Genomic DNA, 18,521 nt, shown 5'->3' on the forward strand with positions numbered 1-18,521 from the left:
TTAACTAATTGATTATAATAATCTTGCAAATTTGAGATGCTTGCATCCGTAACTGTTTTGCCATTTACGTCTGTATAAGCACCCGTTCCAGCAGCAGTCATCAATGCAAAATCAGCCATCGTAATTGGCGTAGCAACCACCGTGCCTAAATTAGAAGTATCTACACTAGTATCAGCCCCACTATAAGTCCGCCAACCACCTGTAGCAGCTGCCGCAGCGCTCGTCACCTGAATCCCTTTAAGCCCACTGTTAGCTAGTGCGCTCTTAGCAGCTTCAAGTTCAGTACTGGTAAGCCCAGTCGGTAAATCAAACTCAACAGTTCCATCAGCTAACGTTTTAAATAGCGTGCCCTCAGGCAATTGCGACAGTGCATTCGCAACCTGATCACTTACGTCCGCAATACTTGCAGTCGTTGAAGCGTCACCGGTTGTACCAGTTGTCGCATCAGTGGTGTCTGTAGTCGCAGCAAGACTAGTATTTTGAGCCGCAATTAGAGCTTTAGCTGCATCGGACAAACTGCCATCCGCAGCATAAACCGCTTGGGCATCAGTCGTGGTTGCTGAAGAATCAGTCGTCTTCGTAGCGGCCGTCGTATCACTTGTCTCTGCCGTGGTGTCTTCATTATCACTAGTTGCTTTAGAATTCTGGTCACTGTTACTAGAGTCAGTCACAGTGTCACTTGAAGACGCTGCAGTTGATGATGCCGCGTCACTCAAACTGTCTGTTGTTGTCTGGGCATCCGATGTACTGGTACTATCCATTCTCGTTGCATCAGAGCTTGCAGTTGTTTCACTGGTCTCACTCGAAGAACTAGCAGCTGAATCATCATTAGATGAAACAGAACTATCCCCATCGGTGCCAATCACAACGGACGACTGGTCCGCAAGCGATTGACTGGATGAGGTTTCTGAAGTTGTTGTATCCGCCAAAGTTGTTTGATCGGCGTGGGCAGAAATGTCCGCAGTTAAGACAGCTGCACCAAATGTCAGCATTGAAATGCCGGCGTAGAGCCATTTCTTGCCTGCCTTGTACATCTTATAATGCGTTTTTAATTGGCCTTCATCACGCAACAGCCGATTCCGCGATGTGCCACTTTGCTTATTCATTTTTCGTTCCCCCAATATTCACGAGCAGACACCCAACACTGATGTCTTACATGACGAAACCATTCTCCAGACGATCTCGCCTAGGCTACGATGCCTAGCTCGCTAATCCTATTTAAAATACCTACCAATAAAATGATGCAAATACAAAACATTCCCCAATAAGATGAGTTATGTAGTTGATGTCGCTAACCAATTTCCAACGAGGCTAGAGTTGAATTCCTATGTTTCCATTATAAGGCGCTTTCAAACAAGTACAATCAACAAAACTCAAACATTTGTTTCAAATCAAACAGATGGCTCATTTTAAGTTGATAAATACCAATTATCATCAACTAAATAATAATTTAAAATGAGCGTATTGTGTATACTCAGGCGCACTTACGCGACAACTTAAACCTAGTTTGATTCAATATAAACAATCGACCTATAACAATAAAATGATAGCGAAATTCAATTATAAAGTCAAAAATAACTGTCTTTTTATTTAAACACGTGTATTTTTGCTATTATTCATTCTCATTTTTTAATTATATTCTCAAAAATCCTATTTTTGTCGCTTCATTTTTCGTATAATGTTAGTAAATTAATCTAAATACCTAATTTGTCGCACGCCATTCTAACGACTCATGCTCATTTTCTCAGAGACTTGAACTGAACTTGTAATCGTTTTACACGCCTTAAGCCTTTCTTTACCAAATACTGGACACATTTCCCGGTTTTACTTCACAAGCGGGTATTGGCCAGCATCTTGGCTCTTTCTTGTAGGCCAACTTTAAGCTCAGTTTAAGTTAGCTATCCTAACATTCATATCACCTAATGGATTTACGTGCACCGTTTCGACGATAACGACTCATCGTTTTGCCTAGTTTAAACGACGTTGCAGCGTCTTGATCCAACCAGGAAAAATGCCTAGACAATCCAGTATAATTCACATTTATAAGGAGTTCTTGCAATGACAAAATTAACCACCATCCTCACCGACCAGTTAGAAAACAACTTAACCGAAAATCTGTTTAAAGATGAAGCCATGCAACAATGGTTTACCGGCCAAGATATCAAGGACGATGTCGCAACTTTAGAGAAAGTATTTACGGATAACAAACTCGGTCACGGCGACCAAGTGTTAGTCTGCATGCCGAACTCGTCAGTCTTTCCCGCCATTAATCAGGCGGCGTGGAACCTCGGCATCATCATTCATCCGATTTCACCATCAACGCTAATCGCAAAGCTCCAAGACGACCGTGCAAAACGGCATTATCCGGGCATGTTATTAATGCCTGAACTCGCTAAGGCCTGGACTGGCAGCGAATGGAAAACCCAGTTGTTAGATCTGCACACAAGTCCTAACCTGCACTTTATCCTGGATGAAAACCAGTTGGCAAAGCGCGACGCTGCGGACACCACCCCTGTTAAGGACGATGATCTAGGACTGATCATGAACACATCAGGCACCACCGGCGAACCTAAACGCGTTGGTCTGACCCAGCAAATGCTCCTCAATGCCGCACAACACGATGCCGTCAGCAACCACATGAATGAAAACGACGTTGCCATGGTCACGATGCCCATGTTTCACATTAACGCCCAGGTCATCACGACTTTGGCAACCCGTGTGTCTGGCGGGAAAGTTCTAGTCACTGAGAAGTTCTCTGCCAGCCACTTCTGGGAACAGGTCCACGACAATGGCGTCACCTGGGTGTCAGTTGTGCCAACCATCGTTTCCTTCCTATTATTAAACGAGAAAGCCAATGCTGCTTACGAGAAGCTAAAGGACGGCATCCACTTACGTTACGTGCGGTCAAGCTCGTTTGCGTTACCTCAAGAACGCAAGGAATTGTTTGAACAGCGCTTCAACACCCAAATCGTTGAAGGGTACGGGATGACAGAATCTGCCAGTCAGTGTACGATCAATCCATTTGACGCACCAAAGATCGGTTCAGCCGGTAAAGCCTTTGGCACCGACGTTGCGATCCTTGCCGACGATAAGATCACCCACGATGCTAACGTGAAGGGTGAAATCGTTATCAAGGGTGACCACGTCATCACCAGCTACATGGACCCTAAGCGTGACGCCTTTAAGGACGGTTGGTTCCTGACCGGTGACCTTGGCTACTTTGACGAGGACGCCTACCTGTTTGTTAAGGGTCGCAAGAAGGAAATCATTTCCCGCGGGGGTGAAAAAGTTGCCCCAGCTGCGGTTGAAAACACACTAACCGAACTGGACTTTATCGAACAACTGGCCGTTATTGGTATGCCAGATGACCTTTACGGCGAAGAAGTGACTGCCGTGTTAGTCAGCACGACCCCCGGCCTCAACGAAAGTGACCAGCGCCAGGCCATCTTTGATTACTCAAAGGACCACCTCGCAAAATTTGAAGCACCGACCCGCGTTGAATTCGTGCGTGAATTCCCACGAAACATCACCGGGAAAGTGTTACGGCCGCAATTACGCGACCAGCTATTACTTGCTAGTGAAGATACCCAAGCCTAGTGATCAGTCACACAACACCGTTTCTGAAGCCTGTGAATGCCATGATCATTCACAGGCTTTTTCCTGAAATAAGTCATCATGAGATTCGGTGACTTCATTATTTTGTCAGATAAGGAAGGGATCACGTGAACATTCAACAGATGCGTTACGTCCTGGCCGTCGCCGACAACGGCAGTTTTCATTCCGCGGCCAAGGCCCTATTTATTTCGCAACCCACACTGTCTAACAGTATTCAAAAATTGGAAACAGAACTGCATGTCCAACTTTTTAAACGCACGCGTCAGGGCACGTTTTTAACGACCTCGGGTGCCGCCTTCGTCAACCAGGCACGAAAGATTGTGACGGACACAGAAAATTTACAGCATTCATTTACCAATAAACCCGTGGCAACCCGGTACTTCTCAGTTTCAGCCCGGCATTACGATGGCATTGGAACGGCCATGTGTCGCGTTATGGAGCGCTACCCCAACTATCAGTATCTGCGGGCATATGAGAGTACGATTGCTAAGATCATTCAAGACACCGCCCAGGGAAAGAGTGAAATTGGCGTGGTTTTCCTAAACGACGTGAACCAAGCGCATATCATCAACGTGTTAGGTCAAAACAATCTCGTTTATGACACATTGGGAAACTTTCAGTCGCAGATTCTCATTCGTCAGGAGCACCCCCTATCACGCAAGCCAGTCATTGAAAAACGCGATCTGAGCCAGTACCCGCAGATCCGGTTTACGCAGGATGCCACCTACTCAGAATTCACGGATGATCCGTTTGTGCTTCCAGGTTCTGGTCCGATCATCGCCATTAACGACCGCGCAACAATGACCAACATCATTAACCAAACAGATGCCTACACGGTGGGCTCAGCAATTCTAGAAACCCCACAAAAATCAGGATTGATTGCCCGCGCATTGCACGATGTGCCTAAAAATCAAATCGTGGTGTTGCGCCAGGCAACCCATGAATTGAGTGAGGTTGCGCAGTACTTTATTAGCGAGCTGAAGGTTTGTTTGGCGGCTAATTTGGTGGAACTGAATTAGAGAGAGCGGAAGAAAACGGGTTGAGGGCGGAGCATAAGTAACTCTGGCAGAAATGCCTGTTTTTGGCATTTGTGTCAGAGTTACTTATGCAGGAGCCTCAGTTTTCCGGGAGCTCGTTTCGGCACGGTTGCTAGAAAGACCATTGAAATGCCCAAGTCCCGGTCTGTTAAAAACAGAGAGCGGAAGAAAGCGGTTAAGGAGTGGAGCCTAAGGCCACTTTGACAGAAATCCCTGGTTTTGGGATTTGTGTCGAAGTGGCCTTAGGTGCGACTCCTTGCTTTCCGGGAGCTCGTTTCGGCACGGTTGCTAGAAAGGCTCTTGCAAGCACCAGGCCCAAGGTACAACTCCTATTTTCAATAGTTCGTTTCAGCACAGTTGACTAGCAAGAAAGCTGCCGTCACTCCTGCACTCAGCAATGCAATAACCAGCCAGTTCTCTTACATTACAATCCAAAATCCCCACTCGAAATCCATGATAGATTCCGAGTGGGGATTTTAATGTCTTAAACCACTTTCTAGTCAACATTGCGTAAACGCGTTCCGGGAGGCAAGGGGCTACTGTGTAACGAACTCTGGCAAAAAAGTCAGGCCCGGACTTTTCTGCCAGAGTCCGTTACACTCCGCCCCTTAACCGCCTCCCTCCACGCTCTATCTTCTAATCATCCCCAAAATCTCCTTCCGCTTCGCCATAAAGTCACCACTATACCGAATATCATCATCCTTATCCCGCAAAATATCCGAAGTAAACGGCGCCGGGAAATCTGCCACTATGCGTCCTGGATGCTTTGACATCACCACCACCCTGCTGCCTAACAACAGCGCTTCGTCGACATCGTGGGTAATGAAGAAAATCGTGTTATGCGATTTTGCCCAGATCCTGCGAATCAAATTTTGCATCTGATTCTTCGTCAGCGCATCCAGCGCGCCAAAGGGTTCGTCCATTAACAGGATCTCTGGTTTATTGATCAACGCGCTGGCAATCGCCGCCCGTTGTTTCATACCACCAGAGAGTTCAAAGACCTTCTTATCACCCCAGCCGTCAAGCTTTACCTCAGCCAGATAGGTGTCTACCTCCTTGGCAATTGTCTGTCTAGCTACGTGACGCATACTGAGCCCAAACCCGACGTTTTTCTTGACCGAATACCAGTCGTACAGGTTGAATTTTAAAAAACAACACCCCGTTGTGCGTCAATACCGTCAATTTCATGACCATCGAGCGATGCTGTGCCCGCAGTGGGTTTAATAAAGCCAGCCAGAATTTTCAATAGTGTACTCTTCCCACAACCACTAGGCCCCATAACGCAAACGAACTCGCCAGGTGGATATTTAGCGAAACATCCCTAATTGCTGAACCGTTGCCATCCGACCCTCCATAATCTAGTGAAACATTATCAACCGTAATTAAATCTTGCGTTTTTGTTGCCATCGATCAGTCACCTCGTTTTCCTCAATTACTTCAGTGCTTTCTTAATATAACTGGCATCAATAGCGTCAGACAGTGTTGATGATGACGGCACAGATGAAATGTTCTTTTGCTGTTTATTAAAGACTTCAACCGTCTTCAAAATGCTGCCAAGTTTGCCAGAGCTCAGGTAAGATGCCTGTTCTTTGCCCGACAGCCAATCGTTTTCAGTAATTTGACTCTTCGCCTGCGACTCAGAGATTCCTTCCCAACTCGCGACGTCCTTGATGGCCTGCTTTGGATTGTTTTTAACGAGCTGATAGACCTTCAGCATCGCCTGATCATACTTCTTGACCAGGGTCGGATACTTCTTGGCAAATGACGTGTCAACAACGGAAACTTCTGGGATCTCAACACCCTGGTTTTTCAACTGACCATCTGTCGACAGTACGTTTCCAGTCTTTTCTATCGTGTTCAACGCTGGGCTCCAGGTATAGGCTGCATCAATGTCGCCGCGCTTCCAATCCGCCACGATGTTTTGCCCAGACAGATCTTTAAAGGTCACCTGGCTCGTCTTGATGCCCGCTTTTTTAAGCGTTTTAACCAGCGCGTACTGAGAAGTTGTCCCAAATGTGACGCCGATCGTCTTACCCTTCAGTTGTTTAAGTGACGTGATGCTCTTTTTTGACACCAGTGCTTCGATGTTGCCGCTCTCGACGTATGAAATGCCAACTGCTTTGTATGACACACCATTTGAAACCCCAAGCGCAAACGGTGAAACGCCAAACGAGGCGGCATCAAGGTCCTTAGACACAATGGCATTGTTGATACTTGTCCCGGAAGAGTACGTGGTAGTCTTTACCTTGACTCCCAGATGCTTTAAATAGCCTTCCTTGGCTAAGATTGCCGATTCTGGGCCACCCTCCATCAGGCCGATCTTCATTGTTTTCGGATAGGTTTCGCCCGTTTGGGGATCCTTTTTGCCGCTTGATGTGGAACTGCTGGAGGAACTGCCGCATCCTGAAAGGATTAATGCGATCGTGCAGATGGTGAGGATACCGGTGAGGATGTGTGATTTTTTCATTGTTTGGGTTCTCCTGATTTTGGTTTTTGGATTTGGATTAAAAATTGTGCTATTGAATAAGCTGTTTGAGTGAGATTGTGGTTGGAATTTTTGGTTTGGATTCTGGGGGGGTTGTTTTTGTTTGGGGATTGCGACGCGGGGATAAATTACATTGTCTAAACGTGCTCCACAAGGCACGGGGCTAACGTGTAACGGACGCTGGTCTAAAAGTCAGGCCCGGACTTTTAGACCAGCGTCCGTTACACACCGCCCCTAACCCGCCTTGTTCCGCACTCTCTACCAAAACACCACTCTCCGCTCCACAAACAACAATATCGCATCCAACAAAATTCCCGTAATGCCCATAATAATGATGCCAACGAACACCACGTCGCTTCTCAGATACTCACTCGCATCCAGCACCATCCAGCCGATTCCTGAGCCCGCGGCCACCATTTCTGCCGCAACCGATGTCGCATACGCGACACTCATTGCGTTTCGCAGGCCGACGAAGATATCCGGTAACGATGCCGGAAAAATGACGTGGGTGAAGACCTGAAACTTGTTTGCCCCGAGGGTCTGCGCCCTTAAAATATAGTCCTCTCGAACTCGGCTGACGCCCGCTGCACACGAGACGTAGATCGGTGCGAAAGCGCCCAGGAACAGTAAGAGGATCTTTGACAGATTACCTGTGCCCATCCACAAAATAATGATCGTGTAGTATCCCAGTGGCGGCAACGGCCGCAGAAAGGTAATGACCGGTTCAAAAATGGCTTTGACCCGTGGTGAATAGCCACTCAGCAGCCCCAGTGGAATGCCAACCATGACCGCCCAGAAGTAAGCAATAAATAGCCGCTGCAGTGTTGCCCACAGATGCTGCCAGAGCGTGTAGCCCTTGTACCCGTTTTGCAGCAGGTCTAGAAAGGTCGCCCAGACTGTTTTTGGCGAGGGAATGATCAGACTTGAAACATGGCCATTCCAGGTAAACGCGAACCAGAGAATGATTACGATAACCGCCGTTGACAGGCTTAGTAGATAATGATGGTTTAATTTTGTGATAGCGGGACACCTTCCTTTAGATCAGTTGGGTTCAATTTCGCCGACCTGATCACCTTTTCTAAATTTTCGATAACCCCAGTCTCCTGAGAGGACAAGGCCACCTGACGACGGCGCACAACACTGACCGTAAATGTCAGCGGCTGATCCACCACCGTTAAGCGTTGAATGGCTCCCGATTGTAAATAACTATCCTGCTGTGACATATACCGTGGAAAAAAGGCGACATAGTCATCACTGGCGATCAGGTGCTTCATGACGGCCAAACTATCCGTGCGAAATTGGACGTTCGGTCGCGGTCGCTGCGCAATCATGCAGTCACCCCGCCGTTACGCGTTTGAAATTCATCACGGTAGGCAATATACGGTTGGGCAAGCACATCTGCATACGTGATCATCTCACGGCCATACAGCGGCGATCTGCGGCCGACATAGAGGACGTACTGGTCCTGAAACAGCGGCTGATAGGTCACCCCGCGATGTTGGCCATCGTCCGCATCTTGAATGACAATGCCAAACGGCACGCCATCCGCACGCACCTGATCGACGATTGCCCCACTGTTTGCGGTAGTGGTGCTTACCGCGAGTTCTGGCAGTGACTGCCGCAACTGACAGAGCGTGTTCGGAATCACCCAGTCATTGAGACACGGCAGACAGGCAAACGCCACCTGCGCGTGCCCCCGCTGTGCCTCAGCAATTTGTTTAATGGCGTCGACACCCGTAAAAATGGTCTGGGCCTCCTTTAGGATGGCACGACCGGCAGCGGTTGGGGTCACCCCTGTACAATTACGGGTCAGCAGCGGTGTTTGAAGCTCCTTTTCTAGACTGCTGATTGCATGACTGATCGATGACTACGCCATGTAATGTTGTTTGGCAGCTCGAGAAATCGACGCGCATTTAACGGCGTCATTTAATAGATAGAGTTGTTCCAATTTCATATGATCACACTCCGATATCAGGTTTTGGCCAACAAAATAGCGTACCAAGGCTGTAATTAACACCCCTAGTACGCCGAATAACGGTCATATCTTCTTTTAGGACTAAACACCAGTTGCTGGCATAGTGTTGTTACTAAAGACCCTGGTCCTTCGTCCTGTTTCAACCCAATACATGTTGCTTCCCTTAATCACGTTGCTGCGATTCACCGGCCAACCGGCATCGCATGACTTAAAAGATACCGATAATCCCTTGAAATTACAATCGTTTTGCCATACACAATAACTATCATAATTCCTGATGCGTGGCAATTTAGACGCAATAAACCAAGTGACTGACCGCCTAGCGACCCGATTCGATTTCGTTATTGGCCGCTTGGCAAACTTATAAAATCGGCCTATTTTCTTAAGGATTTCACCCTATCGATTTGTCCGAATATCCCTGATTATTAAGCTTTGTTGGCCCTTGACCCAACGTTCATTTCGATACCCCCTATCGATAACCAGGGGGTACCAAACGTCAGCTAACCTCCCTATCATGAAACCAGTTCACAAGCACCAATGACTCACATGATGCTGCCAACGTATTTCATCACAACTGGAGGTTATTCATATATGACAAACGCACGAGCGAAAAAAATGATCGTCCTTGGCATCGATGGCATGGACGCTAAAACGACCCACCGCATGGTTGAAGAAGGTAAATTACCGCATATTAAAAGATTTCTGGAAGCTGGATCATCCCGATCAGGACTGGAAATGCTTGGGGCGCACCCAACGATCACCCCGCCTTGCTGGACCACGTTAGCGACCGGCGCTTACCCTGGTACCCATGGGATCACCGACTACTGGCGCCAATCCCCCGATAGTCTGGACGCGGTCGTTTACAACATGGACTCACGAAACTGCAAGGCCGAACAGATCTGGAACTGTACCATTGAAGATAAACTCAAAACCCTCGTTTGGCACTGGCCTGGTTGTTCCTGGCCCGCAACGTCGACCAATCCGCTCCTGAGCGTGGTCGATGGCACCCAACCCGGTTCCGTGAACATGGGAGTTGCTCAAATGGACTGGGAAAAGATCATCTATGGGTCTGGTGATCTGGACACTCCTAAGTTCATCCCCCACACCGAAAAAGCGGCGGGTGTCGGTTGCAACATCACCAACCTCAAAGAAGTCGTGTCCTCAAAGAAATTAAATGAGGACGCGGACGACGAAGATGAAATGATGGAGATCTGGTGGGGCGACGAATCACGAAAAGGTGGCGAGATCCGCACCTACGTGAAATCACTGGAAGACACCGAGATGATGATCGGCGCAAAGGTGGCTTACGACATTGTGATGACCCCGATCAAACCAGCCGATGACTGGGAAAACGCCCCCGCTGACGCGTTACAGTTTGAACTGATGATCTCCGCTGGTAAGGAAGTGCGTTACGGGCTGATCACAAAGAACGCTGCCGGAAAATATGATACGGTGACCCTCTCTCGCACCAAAAACGCTAACGAAACGTTCGTGACGATTCCTGAGGGTGAAATGGTCTCCGGTATCATCGATGACGCCACCAAAAACGGTGAAACGAAACCGTGTTGCCGGTCGTACAAGATTCTGGAATTAAGCGATGACGGCCAGACCCTACGTCTTTGGATCAGTAACGCGTTAGACACCACGAATGACATGCTTTGGCAGCCAAAGGACCTATATCAAGAGATCGTCAAAAATGTTGGGCCAGTGCCACCCGTGAGTTTGATTGGCGGCGAGGATGCTGAACTTGTCGACCAGATCTTTCTGCCTTCCTGGGACATTTACTGTCAATGGCAAGCTGACTGTATTGAATACCTGATTGAACACGACCACTTCGACGCCGTCTTTAGTCACCTGCACAATGTCGACTGCGCTGGCCACCAATTATGGCACCTCGCTAAAACGCTATATCCATGGAAGGCCACCGATGAGAAAGTTTATCAATCGTTTATTGAACGTGTGTACATTCAAACGGATGCCTATCTCGGCCGCTTTTGTCACTTTCTAGATGAGGGCTACACCATCTTTGTCGTTTCCGATCACGGGTTGCTGGTCGGGCAAAACGTGCCGCCAATTCTCGGGGAATATGGTGGGTTAAACGTCCAGGTCATGGCAGACCTTGGCTATACGACCCTCAAGAAAGACGCTGCGGGTAACGAGATCGACGAAGTGGACTGGACAAAGACGACCGCAGTGCAGATTCGCAGCAATTACATCTACGTCAACGTAAAGGGCCGGGATGCGCACGGTATCGTCGACCCTAAGGACCAGTACGAACTCGAAGATAAAATTATTTCCGACCTCTACAACTACCGTGATCCCGTGACTGGTAAACGGGTCGTGGGCATCGCTATGCGGAATAAAGACGCCGCTATTTTGGGTGTCAGCGGGCCCGAATGCGGCGATATCTTCTTCACCGTCGAGGAAGGTTTCAATCGCCTGCATGGTGACGGGCTGACCACTGCTGAAGGCTACTTTGGTACCTCGACGTTGCCCGTGTTCATTGCTGCCGGTCAGGGCGTGAAGACTGACTTCACTACTGATCGCGTCATCCGGCAAGTGGATGTGACGCCAACCATCGCAACGTTGCTGGGTGTACGGATGCCGGCCCAGGCTGAAGGAGCGCCGATTTATCAGATTCTGGCTGGGGTGGATTAATTTTAGAATGATCGTTCTTTAATTGTTACTGAGGCTTTAATGTCGTTGTTTCCTGATTTAATTTAGGTTATGTTTGGTATTTTTATTGTTTAATAGCGTCGCGTTAAATTCTGAAAATGGATTTTGCGTGGCGCTATTTTATGTAGCTGAAACGTGTTTCACAGGGAGTCTTTCCAATGGATGGTGATAGTCCGTTCCATTCCGCAATTTGGCACTCCGTGTGGTGGCTCGCGATTGAGCTAACTCGATTCCCACTGCGCGGCTCTCGAGTGGATCTCAATCGTCTCGCAGATGACTAAGCGAGGAAAGAACCCTCGCCAAGTCATCTCGACACCACAGCTCCGTGCCAAATTGCTGCATTCCACTGACGTTGAGTTACCTTTTAGCACTGGTTAGACATCACAATGGCGTTAAACCAAGTTTGCGACGAATCCGCTCTCGACTGCTGGTCAGACCATTAACAGCAATGCTTCTTATAATGTGCTAGTCGATAGTAACGCTTAATTAACTGCGTCCCTGCCATACTTATGAGGATTGGTATCTATGTAGCATAGTGCAGCCGTTCAGCATTGCAGGCAGAAACGACACCACCTCAGTGAGGCAGGCCGAACAACGCAGTGAAGTGGCATGATAGCACTATTTGCCTCACCAAATAGTGGAAAGAGCCTTCACAGCACACGGGGCTTCCGTGTAACGGCAGCTAACCAAAAAGTCAGACCTGGGCTTTTCTGACCAGAGTTACTTACCTTCCGCCTTCTAGGCCACCGTGCTGAAACGCGTTTCACAGGGCACGGGGCTAACGTGTAACGGTGGCTGACCGAAAAGTCAAACCCGGACTTTTCTGACCAAAGTTGCTTACCTTCCGCCTTCTAGGCCACTGTGCTGAAACGCGTTTCACAGGGCACGGGGCTAACGTGTAACGGACTCTGACAGAAAAGTCAGGCCCGGACTTTTCTGCCAGAGTCCGTTACACACCGCCCCTAGACCGCCCTGTTCCACGCTCTAAAAATCCCCATCAGCTCCTTTCAGAACCGCTGGGGATCTATTCACTTTAACGCCTGTGACAAAATGCCACGCACTTAGTTTCCGGAACACACTCATGACCAGTCTTTGATCTCTCTTTCGTAGACCTGTCGTTATCAGCGCCATTCCTGATTTCTCATGTCAATCCCCCACCCGACCTCCGGAATGATTGGTAAGAGATTGAAACTTATCCTTCACATGAAGGACACCTCAATGGTCGTTTCTGATAGCCTTGATCACAATGAAACCCATCAAGCCACTCGTTGGTGCCTCACACGATAGCGTCTCTGCACTCTTAGCTTGCCTGTCGCGAGTCGCTCACTGTGGCACTGACGGGAGTTGATCTCGTCTCGCTTGGCTAACAGTCTAAGTACCCTTTGGCAGAATAGGAAAGTGCCTTAGTGCTGTTTGACATGCTGCTTCGATTCTACTCGATAACAGGTCACAGGGATAGTGGTGCAAATGAGGGGGGAAGACCACTACCAGCCCATGGTAAAACCGATACTTGCATATCCTTGTTTAGCGCGTGTTTGGTTCATTGCGTCAAACAAAACAGCTGTCCTTAGGCATTCTGTTAGTCAAACAGTGAGCAATCAACTCTTTTCCGCTACGATGCCCAGCATTCAGCCTCACCGTATCAGGCTCGCTACATCGTGCTTGGCATTTCAACCCTAAAACCCGCGACCAGCGCGAGTTTTAAAATCGCAGCCGCCAAGAAGGCTGTCACGAGGGCCAACCACCTGACTGCCTGTTCGGCACAGATAGCTGACTCCTGTCCGATTTAGAAATTAGTCGTTGATTGATCCAACGGCTGCACCTTTGTTAAGCGTTTATGGTCACCATCACCTGCGAGAAGTAATCTGCAGCGCAAAATGAAATGTGACATTTGGCGACCATTTGCTTGAAATCAGTGGATGGCTGAGACTGTGACAAATCAGCCAATTTATCTGACTAGCTCGGATTACCACAACGTTTCAAAGGTGCCCGTGAGTGAGGCTCTAAATCGGTGGTGTTCCCAGTGCAACGATTCTTGTGCAACTTAGCCTAAGTTAGAATGGGGTTAGGAGCCGGCTAAATTGGTGGGAATCGTTGTCTGATAACACCCCCATACTGACACTTGGACAATGGTCTCAATACAGGTAGTAATGGTGTTCTAACTGCAGCGCGAAGTTAAGTTTAAATAACCGACTATCCATTTGGTGGTATCAGGGCCAAATGTCAGGGTCAACCATCTTGGCTGACTAGTTAATCATAAAAAATGAACCAGACGTGACGATTTAGTTGTGTCGATTGCCAGCAATAAACGTGGGGCCGGCAAATCCCCCAAAGTGCAGCCAATTTAGTGGTCTACAGCACTGAATGATCGTTATAAATAAATCGGCCAAATTGTGGTTTGACTCGCCTTTACCAGACCAGTAATTACCGTTAGTGTATTTTCCACGTCATTCAGAAAAACGGATTGTTATGATTGCAACGCAATATAGTTAAACATAAAAGTTTTTTTCTTATTGTTTGAACTACAACTATATAGTATCACAGACTTCGCTAAGGTCAACCTTATTTAGGTTAAAGATAGCACAAGCTATGCTAATTAATTCAAATATCCCTGAGTTGCCGGCCTTTGACCGCTAACTATTTTTTATTATTTACTTTGCTACTCCGGGTAGCGATCTCACGCATATACAGACATACGTAGCGCAATCTTGATACTGGGATGCAAAACGCTCCTGAGAGATCATGTGATCTCTCAGGAGCGTTTTACTGCCTTATTTTCTAAATGGCACGGTGCTGCTTTTCTTGTATTGCAACTCAAGTAGATTCAGGAGGTGTTACTCGTTCTTCTTCCAAAAATCTGTGACCGCACCTTTGGCAGAACTCGGCACAAGGTGCGCATACTTACCAAGAACCCCACGCGTATAAAGCGGTGGAATCGTGGTAGCCGCTTTACGTTTAGCCAGTTCTTCATCGGAAACTTTCATGGTGAGTTCGCGAGTATCGATATCGATGACCACAGTATCGCCATCATGTAGGTAAGCAATGTTACCCGCATCCTGCGCTTCAGGGGCAATGTGGCCGACCACTAAGCCGTGACTACCGCCTGAGAAACGGCCATCGGTCAACAACGCAACGGATTCGCCCTGCCCTTTACCAACAAGAATACCTGACAAAGACAACATTTCCGGCATTCCAGGACCGCCCTTTGGTCCGACGAACCGAACGACCAGGACATCGCCGTCCACGACCTTATTTGCTAAGACGGCTTCGATGGCATCTTCCTCATTGTTAAACACTTTAGCGGGACCCTCATGATGCCGCTTTTTAACCCCAGACACCTTCACAACAGCACCCTCACTGGCCAGATTCCCTTTCAGGATGATCAGTGGCCCGTCTGGCCGTTTCGGATGATCCAACGGCATGATGACTTTCTGACCAGGTTTCAATGATGGCACCGTTGCCAAATTCTCGGCCATCGTTTTACCCGTAACCGTCAAACAGTCGCCGTGAATATACCCATTTTCGTATAAGTATTTCAAAACAGCTGAGACACCGCCAGCGTTGTACAGATCTTCGAACACGTACTGTCCGCTTGGTTTTAAATCGGCAATGTGCGGCACTTTTTTCTGGAAGGTATTAAAGTCTTCCAGGGTCAGATCAACGTTGGCAGCGTGGGCAATTGCCAGCAAGTGTAGCGTTGAGTTCGTCGAGCCTCCCAGGGCCATTACGAGTGTCAGGGCATTTTCAAACGCGTCACGCGTTAAAATGTCACTTGGACGGATGTTTTTTTCAAGCAGATTAAGCACCGCCTGCCCTGCATCAGCAACATCCTGTTTCTTGGCAGCCGTATTTGCCGGATGGTTGGCCGATCCTGGTAAACTCATGCCAAGTGCTTCGATTGCTGACGCCATTGTATTCGCGGTATACATCCCACCGCAGCCGCCAGGTCCGGGACAAGCGTTACACTCAATTGCCCGGACTTCTTCGGCACTCATGTCGCCGTTATTCCACTGGCCAACAGCTTCGAAAACGGAAATCAAATCAATATCTTTCCCGTCTAACTTACCGGGCGAAATCGTGCCACCGTAAACGAAAATAGCTGGAATATCAGCGTTTGCCATGCCGATCAGTGACCCCGGCATATTCTTGTCACAGCCACCGATCGTAATCAAGGCATCACAATTATGTCCGCCGACCGCTGTTTCCACCGAGTCCGCAATAATGTCACGCGATGGTAACGAATAGTTCATCCAGGGGTTCCCATGGCGATCCCATCGGAAACAGTAATGGTCCCGAAGCTCACCGGCCAGCCGCCCGCATCTTGCACACTTGCCTTAGCAACGTTGCCAAAGTCGTGCAGATGCATGTTACAGGGCGTATTCTCGGCCCAGGCACTGATAATCCCCACTAACGGTTTCTTAAAATCAGCGTCCGTCATCCCAGTTGCCCGCATCATTGCACGATTGGGTGACCGGACCATGCCATCATAGACGTGGCTTTTAATGCGTAGATCCTTTTTTGGTTGTTCTTCAGCCATAAAAAGACTCCCTTCAAGATATGTAGTCGAAATTATTTTAATTAATTTATAATCAGATTTTAACACGTTATATCAGTAAATAGATATTCTTATTTCAAATATGACAAAAATATATACTTGAAATTCATGTTTAGGTATGTCAGAATACAAAGAAGCTTAATTGCTTAATCTACTGGTATTACTGAAAGGAGTTCGTTTATGCGCGATGATATTAAATTAAATGACCGGGCTGCAGCACTCGGTGACCGCCTTGCCGAGCAACTGCAAACCGTTATTGATCCAGATATTGAATTAGACGTTTATAATCTTGGTCTCATTTACGAGGTCAGCTTAGACGAAACGGGTCATGCCGATGTGGTCACGACAATTACGGAAATTATTTGTGACTGTATCGAAACGTTACCACGTGATCTTTCAAATGCGTTAACACAACTGGATGAGATCAATTCGGTCAGTGTCAAAATTGTGAACGATCCCGTTTGGGAACCCACTCGCATTAGTCGTGTGGGCCGCGTCACACTCGGCATTAGTGTGCATTAGCCACCATACATAAAAACAGCATCCGCATCATCGAAATAATCGGTGATGCGGATGCTGTTTTATGATGCTCTATTTTTATCGTGCATGGCCTTGTAAAACAGCACCACACCAATTAAAAAGGTTAAGCAATCGCTGACAGCTTGACTCCAGACAACGCCATCAAACCCAAGCGCTCGGCTCAGCACCACGATCACCACCGCAAAGATGATGCCTTGACGGGCGATAGCCATGATCAGTGCGCTGATTGGTTTCGTAAACGATTGAAAAACGGTTGTAAAGACTAAGATTGCACCCATCAACGGCGTCGTCGCCAATAATGCGCGTAACATGAGCGTTCCCATCCGGACAATTGCCGGTTGGCGCATAAATAGCCCAACCAGATGGGGAGCCAAGATCATCAGGATGATGCCAAGGACCAGTGAGTAGCCAATCAGCACTTCGTAGTCAAATCGCAGGATCTCGTTTAATCGTTTTCGGTCCCCTGAACCGTAGTTGTACCCGATCAGCGGCTGCGCACCGAACGCAAATCCAACCATGACCAGCATCACAACCATGTAGACCTTGTTGGCGATACCCATCGCTGCGACGGCATCCGCCCGTACCGCGCCAAATAGTTATTGAGCAGCATAGTCCCAAAGCTGGCCATAAAATTAGTCAAACTCGCTGGAATGCCAATGCTGATAGTCGCAAGCAGTGTCTGCCGGGTTGCGTGCGCCTGCGACCAAGCAAGCGTCAGCACCTTCGCCCGTTTTTGCATGAAGTACACCAGGAGACTCGTGTTGAGCACGTACCCAATGACGTTAGCCAGCCCCACTCCCGTCGCACCCCAGTGGCACACAAAGAGGAAGATCGGGTCCAAAATGATCGTGAGCACCGTACCCAGAATCGTGGCGATCATCGACTGTTTGGCCAAGCCTTCTGTCCGGATGATGTTGCCGGGCACTAGCGAGACCACAATAAACACGGCCCCACCAATCAACATGTTGTAAAAGCCCGCTGCATACTGATAGGTTGCTGGTGTTGTGCCTAACAAATGCAGAATCGGTCGTTTAAATCCCAGCATTAGCGCCGTTAGTACTAAACTCACCACGATTGATGCATAGAAACAATAACTTGCCAGACTGGCAGCCGCCTTTTTATCTTGGCGACCCAACATCTGGGAAATGACCGCACTGCCGCCGAGACCGAAAATATCGCCAACGGCTAATAAAAATGAAAACAACGGTGCCCCAAGTGAAATGCCCGCCACTAGATTGGCATTCCTCGTCTTCGCGACAAAGAACGTATCCGCAAGGTTGTACACCATGCTAGCCAACATCCCCATCACAACTGGCAACGCGAGCTGCATATATACCTTACGAACGGGTGCTTTTTCAAATAACTGATCCAAAATAAGTCCTCCTGAACTGGTGTGACCGTGACTGGCACACTAAACTATCCGGTGTCCGGTCGCTCGCCCAAGTGGACTTGCCGTAACCCAATAGGTCTATTTTCTGATAGATCGTTGGTGATGTAAAGAGCGTCTTTCAATACCAGGTGATAAATACCAGGTGATATTCCGTTGCATTCCGCAATTTGGCACGGTGCTGAAGTGGCTCGCGATGAAGCTAATTCGATTTCTGCTGCGCAGCTCTCGAATGGATCTTCATCGTCTCG

Annotated in this window: 11 protein-coding genes and 2 pseudogenes; 4 read left to right on the forward strand and 9 right to left on the reverse strand. The window is 48.2% G+C overall.

Annotation, left to right across the window (positions count from 1 at the left end):
• Nucleotides 1-1,106: KxYKxGKxW signal peptide domain-containing protein (locus JCM11969_RS05070; protein WP_156319259.1), on the reverse strand; the 1,106-nt coding region annotated here is incomplete at its 3' end.
• A 952-nt stretch (nucleotides 1,107-2,058) separates the two neighbouring features.
• On the opposite strand from JCM11969_RS05070, the gene JCM11969_RS05075 reads away from it, so the two are divergent.
• Both JCM11969_RS05075 and JCM11969_RS05080 read left to right on the forward strand, forming a co-directional pair.
• Nucleotides 2,059-3,597 carry an AMP-binding protein gene (locus JCM11969_RS05075; RefSeq protein WP_054709031.1) on the forward strand — a complete coding sequence of 513 codons (1,539 nt, stop codon included), beginning with the start codon at nucleotides 2,059-2,061 and terminating at the stop codon, nucleotides 3,595-3,597.
• 125 nt (nucleotides 3,598-3,722) lie between these two features.
• Nucleotides 3,723-4,634 (forward strand): LysR family transcriptional regulator, encoded by a 912-nt coding sequence (locus JCM11969_RS05080; protein ID WP_054709034.1) that lies wholly within the window; start codon nucleotides 3,723-3,725, stop codon nucleotides 4,632-4,634.
• A gap of 647 nt (nucleotides 4,635-5,281) precedes the next feature.
• On the opposite strand, the gene JCM11969_RS05085 is transcribed toward JCM11969_RS05080, so the two are convergent.
• The 6 genes from JCM11969_RS05085 to JCM11969_RS19725 all read right to left on the reverse strand — a co-directional run bounded on the left by JCM11969_RS05085 (nucleotide 5,282) and on the right by JCM11969_RS19725 (nucleotide 8,998).
• Nucleotides 5,282-5,788: an ABC transporter ATP-binding protein gene (locus JCM11969_RS05085; RefSeq protein ID WP_263850011.1), complete on the reverse strand. Its 507-nt coding sequence runs from the start codon at nucleotides 5,786-5,788 to the stop codon at nucleotides 5,282-5,284.
• An 8-nt stretch (nucleotides 5,789-5,796) separates the two neighbouring features.
• The gene (locus JCM11969_RS20320; RefSeq protein WP_369523197.1) at nucleotides 5,797-5,931 is read right to left on the reverse strand and encodes an ATP-binding cassette domain-containing protein; all 135 of its coding nucleotides are present in this window, start codon (nucleotides 5,929-5,931) and stop codon (nucleotides 5,797-5,799) included.
• Nucleotides 5,932-6,084: 153 nt separating this feature from the next.
• Complete coding sequence (locus tag JCM11969_RS05090) at nucleotides 6,085-7,119, reverse strand: taurine ABC transporter substrate-binding protein (protein WP_054709037.1); 1,035 nt, start codon at nucleotides 7,117-7,119, stop codon at nucleotides 6,085-6,087.
• 276 nt (nucleotides 7,120-7,395) lie between these two features.
• A complete protein-coding gene (locus JCM11969_RS05095) occupies nucleotides 7,396-7,923 on the reverse strand; it encodes an ABC transporter permease (protein ID WP_225353148.1) in 528 nt (175 codons plus the stop codon).
• Nucleotides 7,924-8,144: 221 nt separating this feature from the next.
• Nucleotides 8,145-8,468: a LysR substrate-binding domain-containing protein gene (locus JCM11969_RS19720; RefSeq protein WP_054709043.1), complete on the reverse strand. Its 324-nt coding sequence runs from the start codon at nucleotides 8,466-8,468 to the stop codon at nucleotides 8,145-8,147.
• Nucleotides 8,465-8,998, reverse strand: a complete 534-nt coding sequence (locus tag JCM11969_RS19725; RefSeq protein ID WP_082409186.1) for a LysR family transcriptional regulator — start codon at nucleotides 8,996-8,998, stop codon at nucleotides 8,465-8,467. The genes JCM11969_RS19720 and JCM11969_RS19725 overlap by 4 nt, the downstream gene beginning before the upstream one ends.
• 705 nt (nucleotides 8,999-9,703) lie before the next feature.
• Here JCM11969_RS19725 and JCM11969_RS05110 point away from each other — a divergent pair.
• Nucleotides 9,704-11,770: an alkaline phosphatase family protein gene (locus tag JCM11969_RS05110; RefSeq protein ID WP_054709046.1), complete on the forward strand. Its 2,067-nt coding sequence runs from the start codon at nucleotides 9,704-9,706 to the stop codon at nucleotides 11,768-11,770.
• A 2,852-nt stretch (nucleotides 11,771-14,622) separates the two neighbouring features.
• Here the strand turns inward: JCM11969_RS05110 and ilvD are convergent.
• Nucleotides 14,623-16,325, reverse strand: a pseudogene (gene ilvD, locus JCM11969_RS05115) (dihydroxy-acid dehydratase).
• Between the two features lie 198 nt (nucleotides 16,326-16,523).
• Between ilvD and JCM11969_RS05120 the strand changes: the two are divergent.
• Nucleotides 16,524-16,865: a metal-sulfur cluster assembly factor gene (locus tag JCM11969_RS05120; RefSeq protein ID WP_054709047.1), complete on the forward strand. Its 342-nt coding sequence runs from the start codon at nucleotides 16,524-16,526 to the stop codon at nucleotides 16,863-16,865.
• Between the two features lie 59 nt (nucleotides 16,866-16,924).
• Here JCM11969_RS05120 and JCM11969_RS05125 read toward each other — a convergent pair.
• Nucleotides 16,925-18,255, reverse strand: a pseudogene (locus JCM11969_RS05125) (MATE family efflux transporter).
• Nucleotides 18,256-18,521 lie beyond the last annotated feature (266 nt).

Source organism: Secundilactobacillus paracollinoides DSM 15502 = JCM 11969 (assembly GCF_001311135.1).
Lineage (GTDB): Bacteria > Bacillota > Bacilli > Lactobacillales > Lactobacillaceae > Secundilactobacillus > Secundilactobacillus paracollinoides.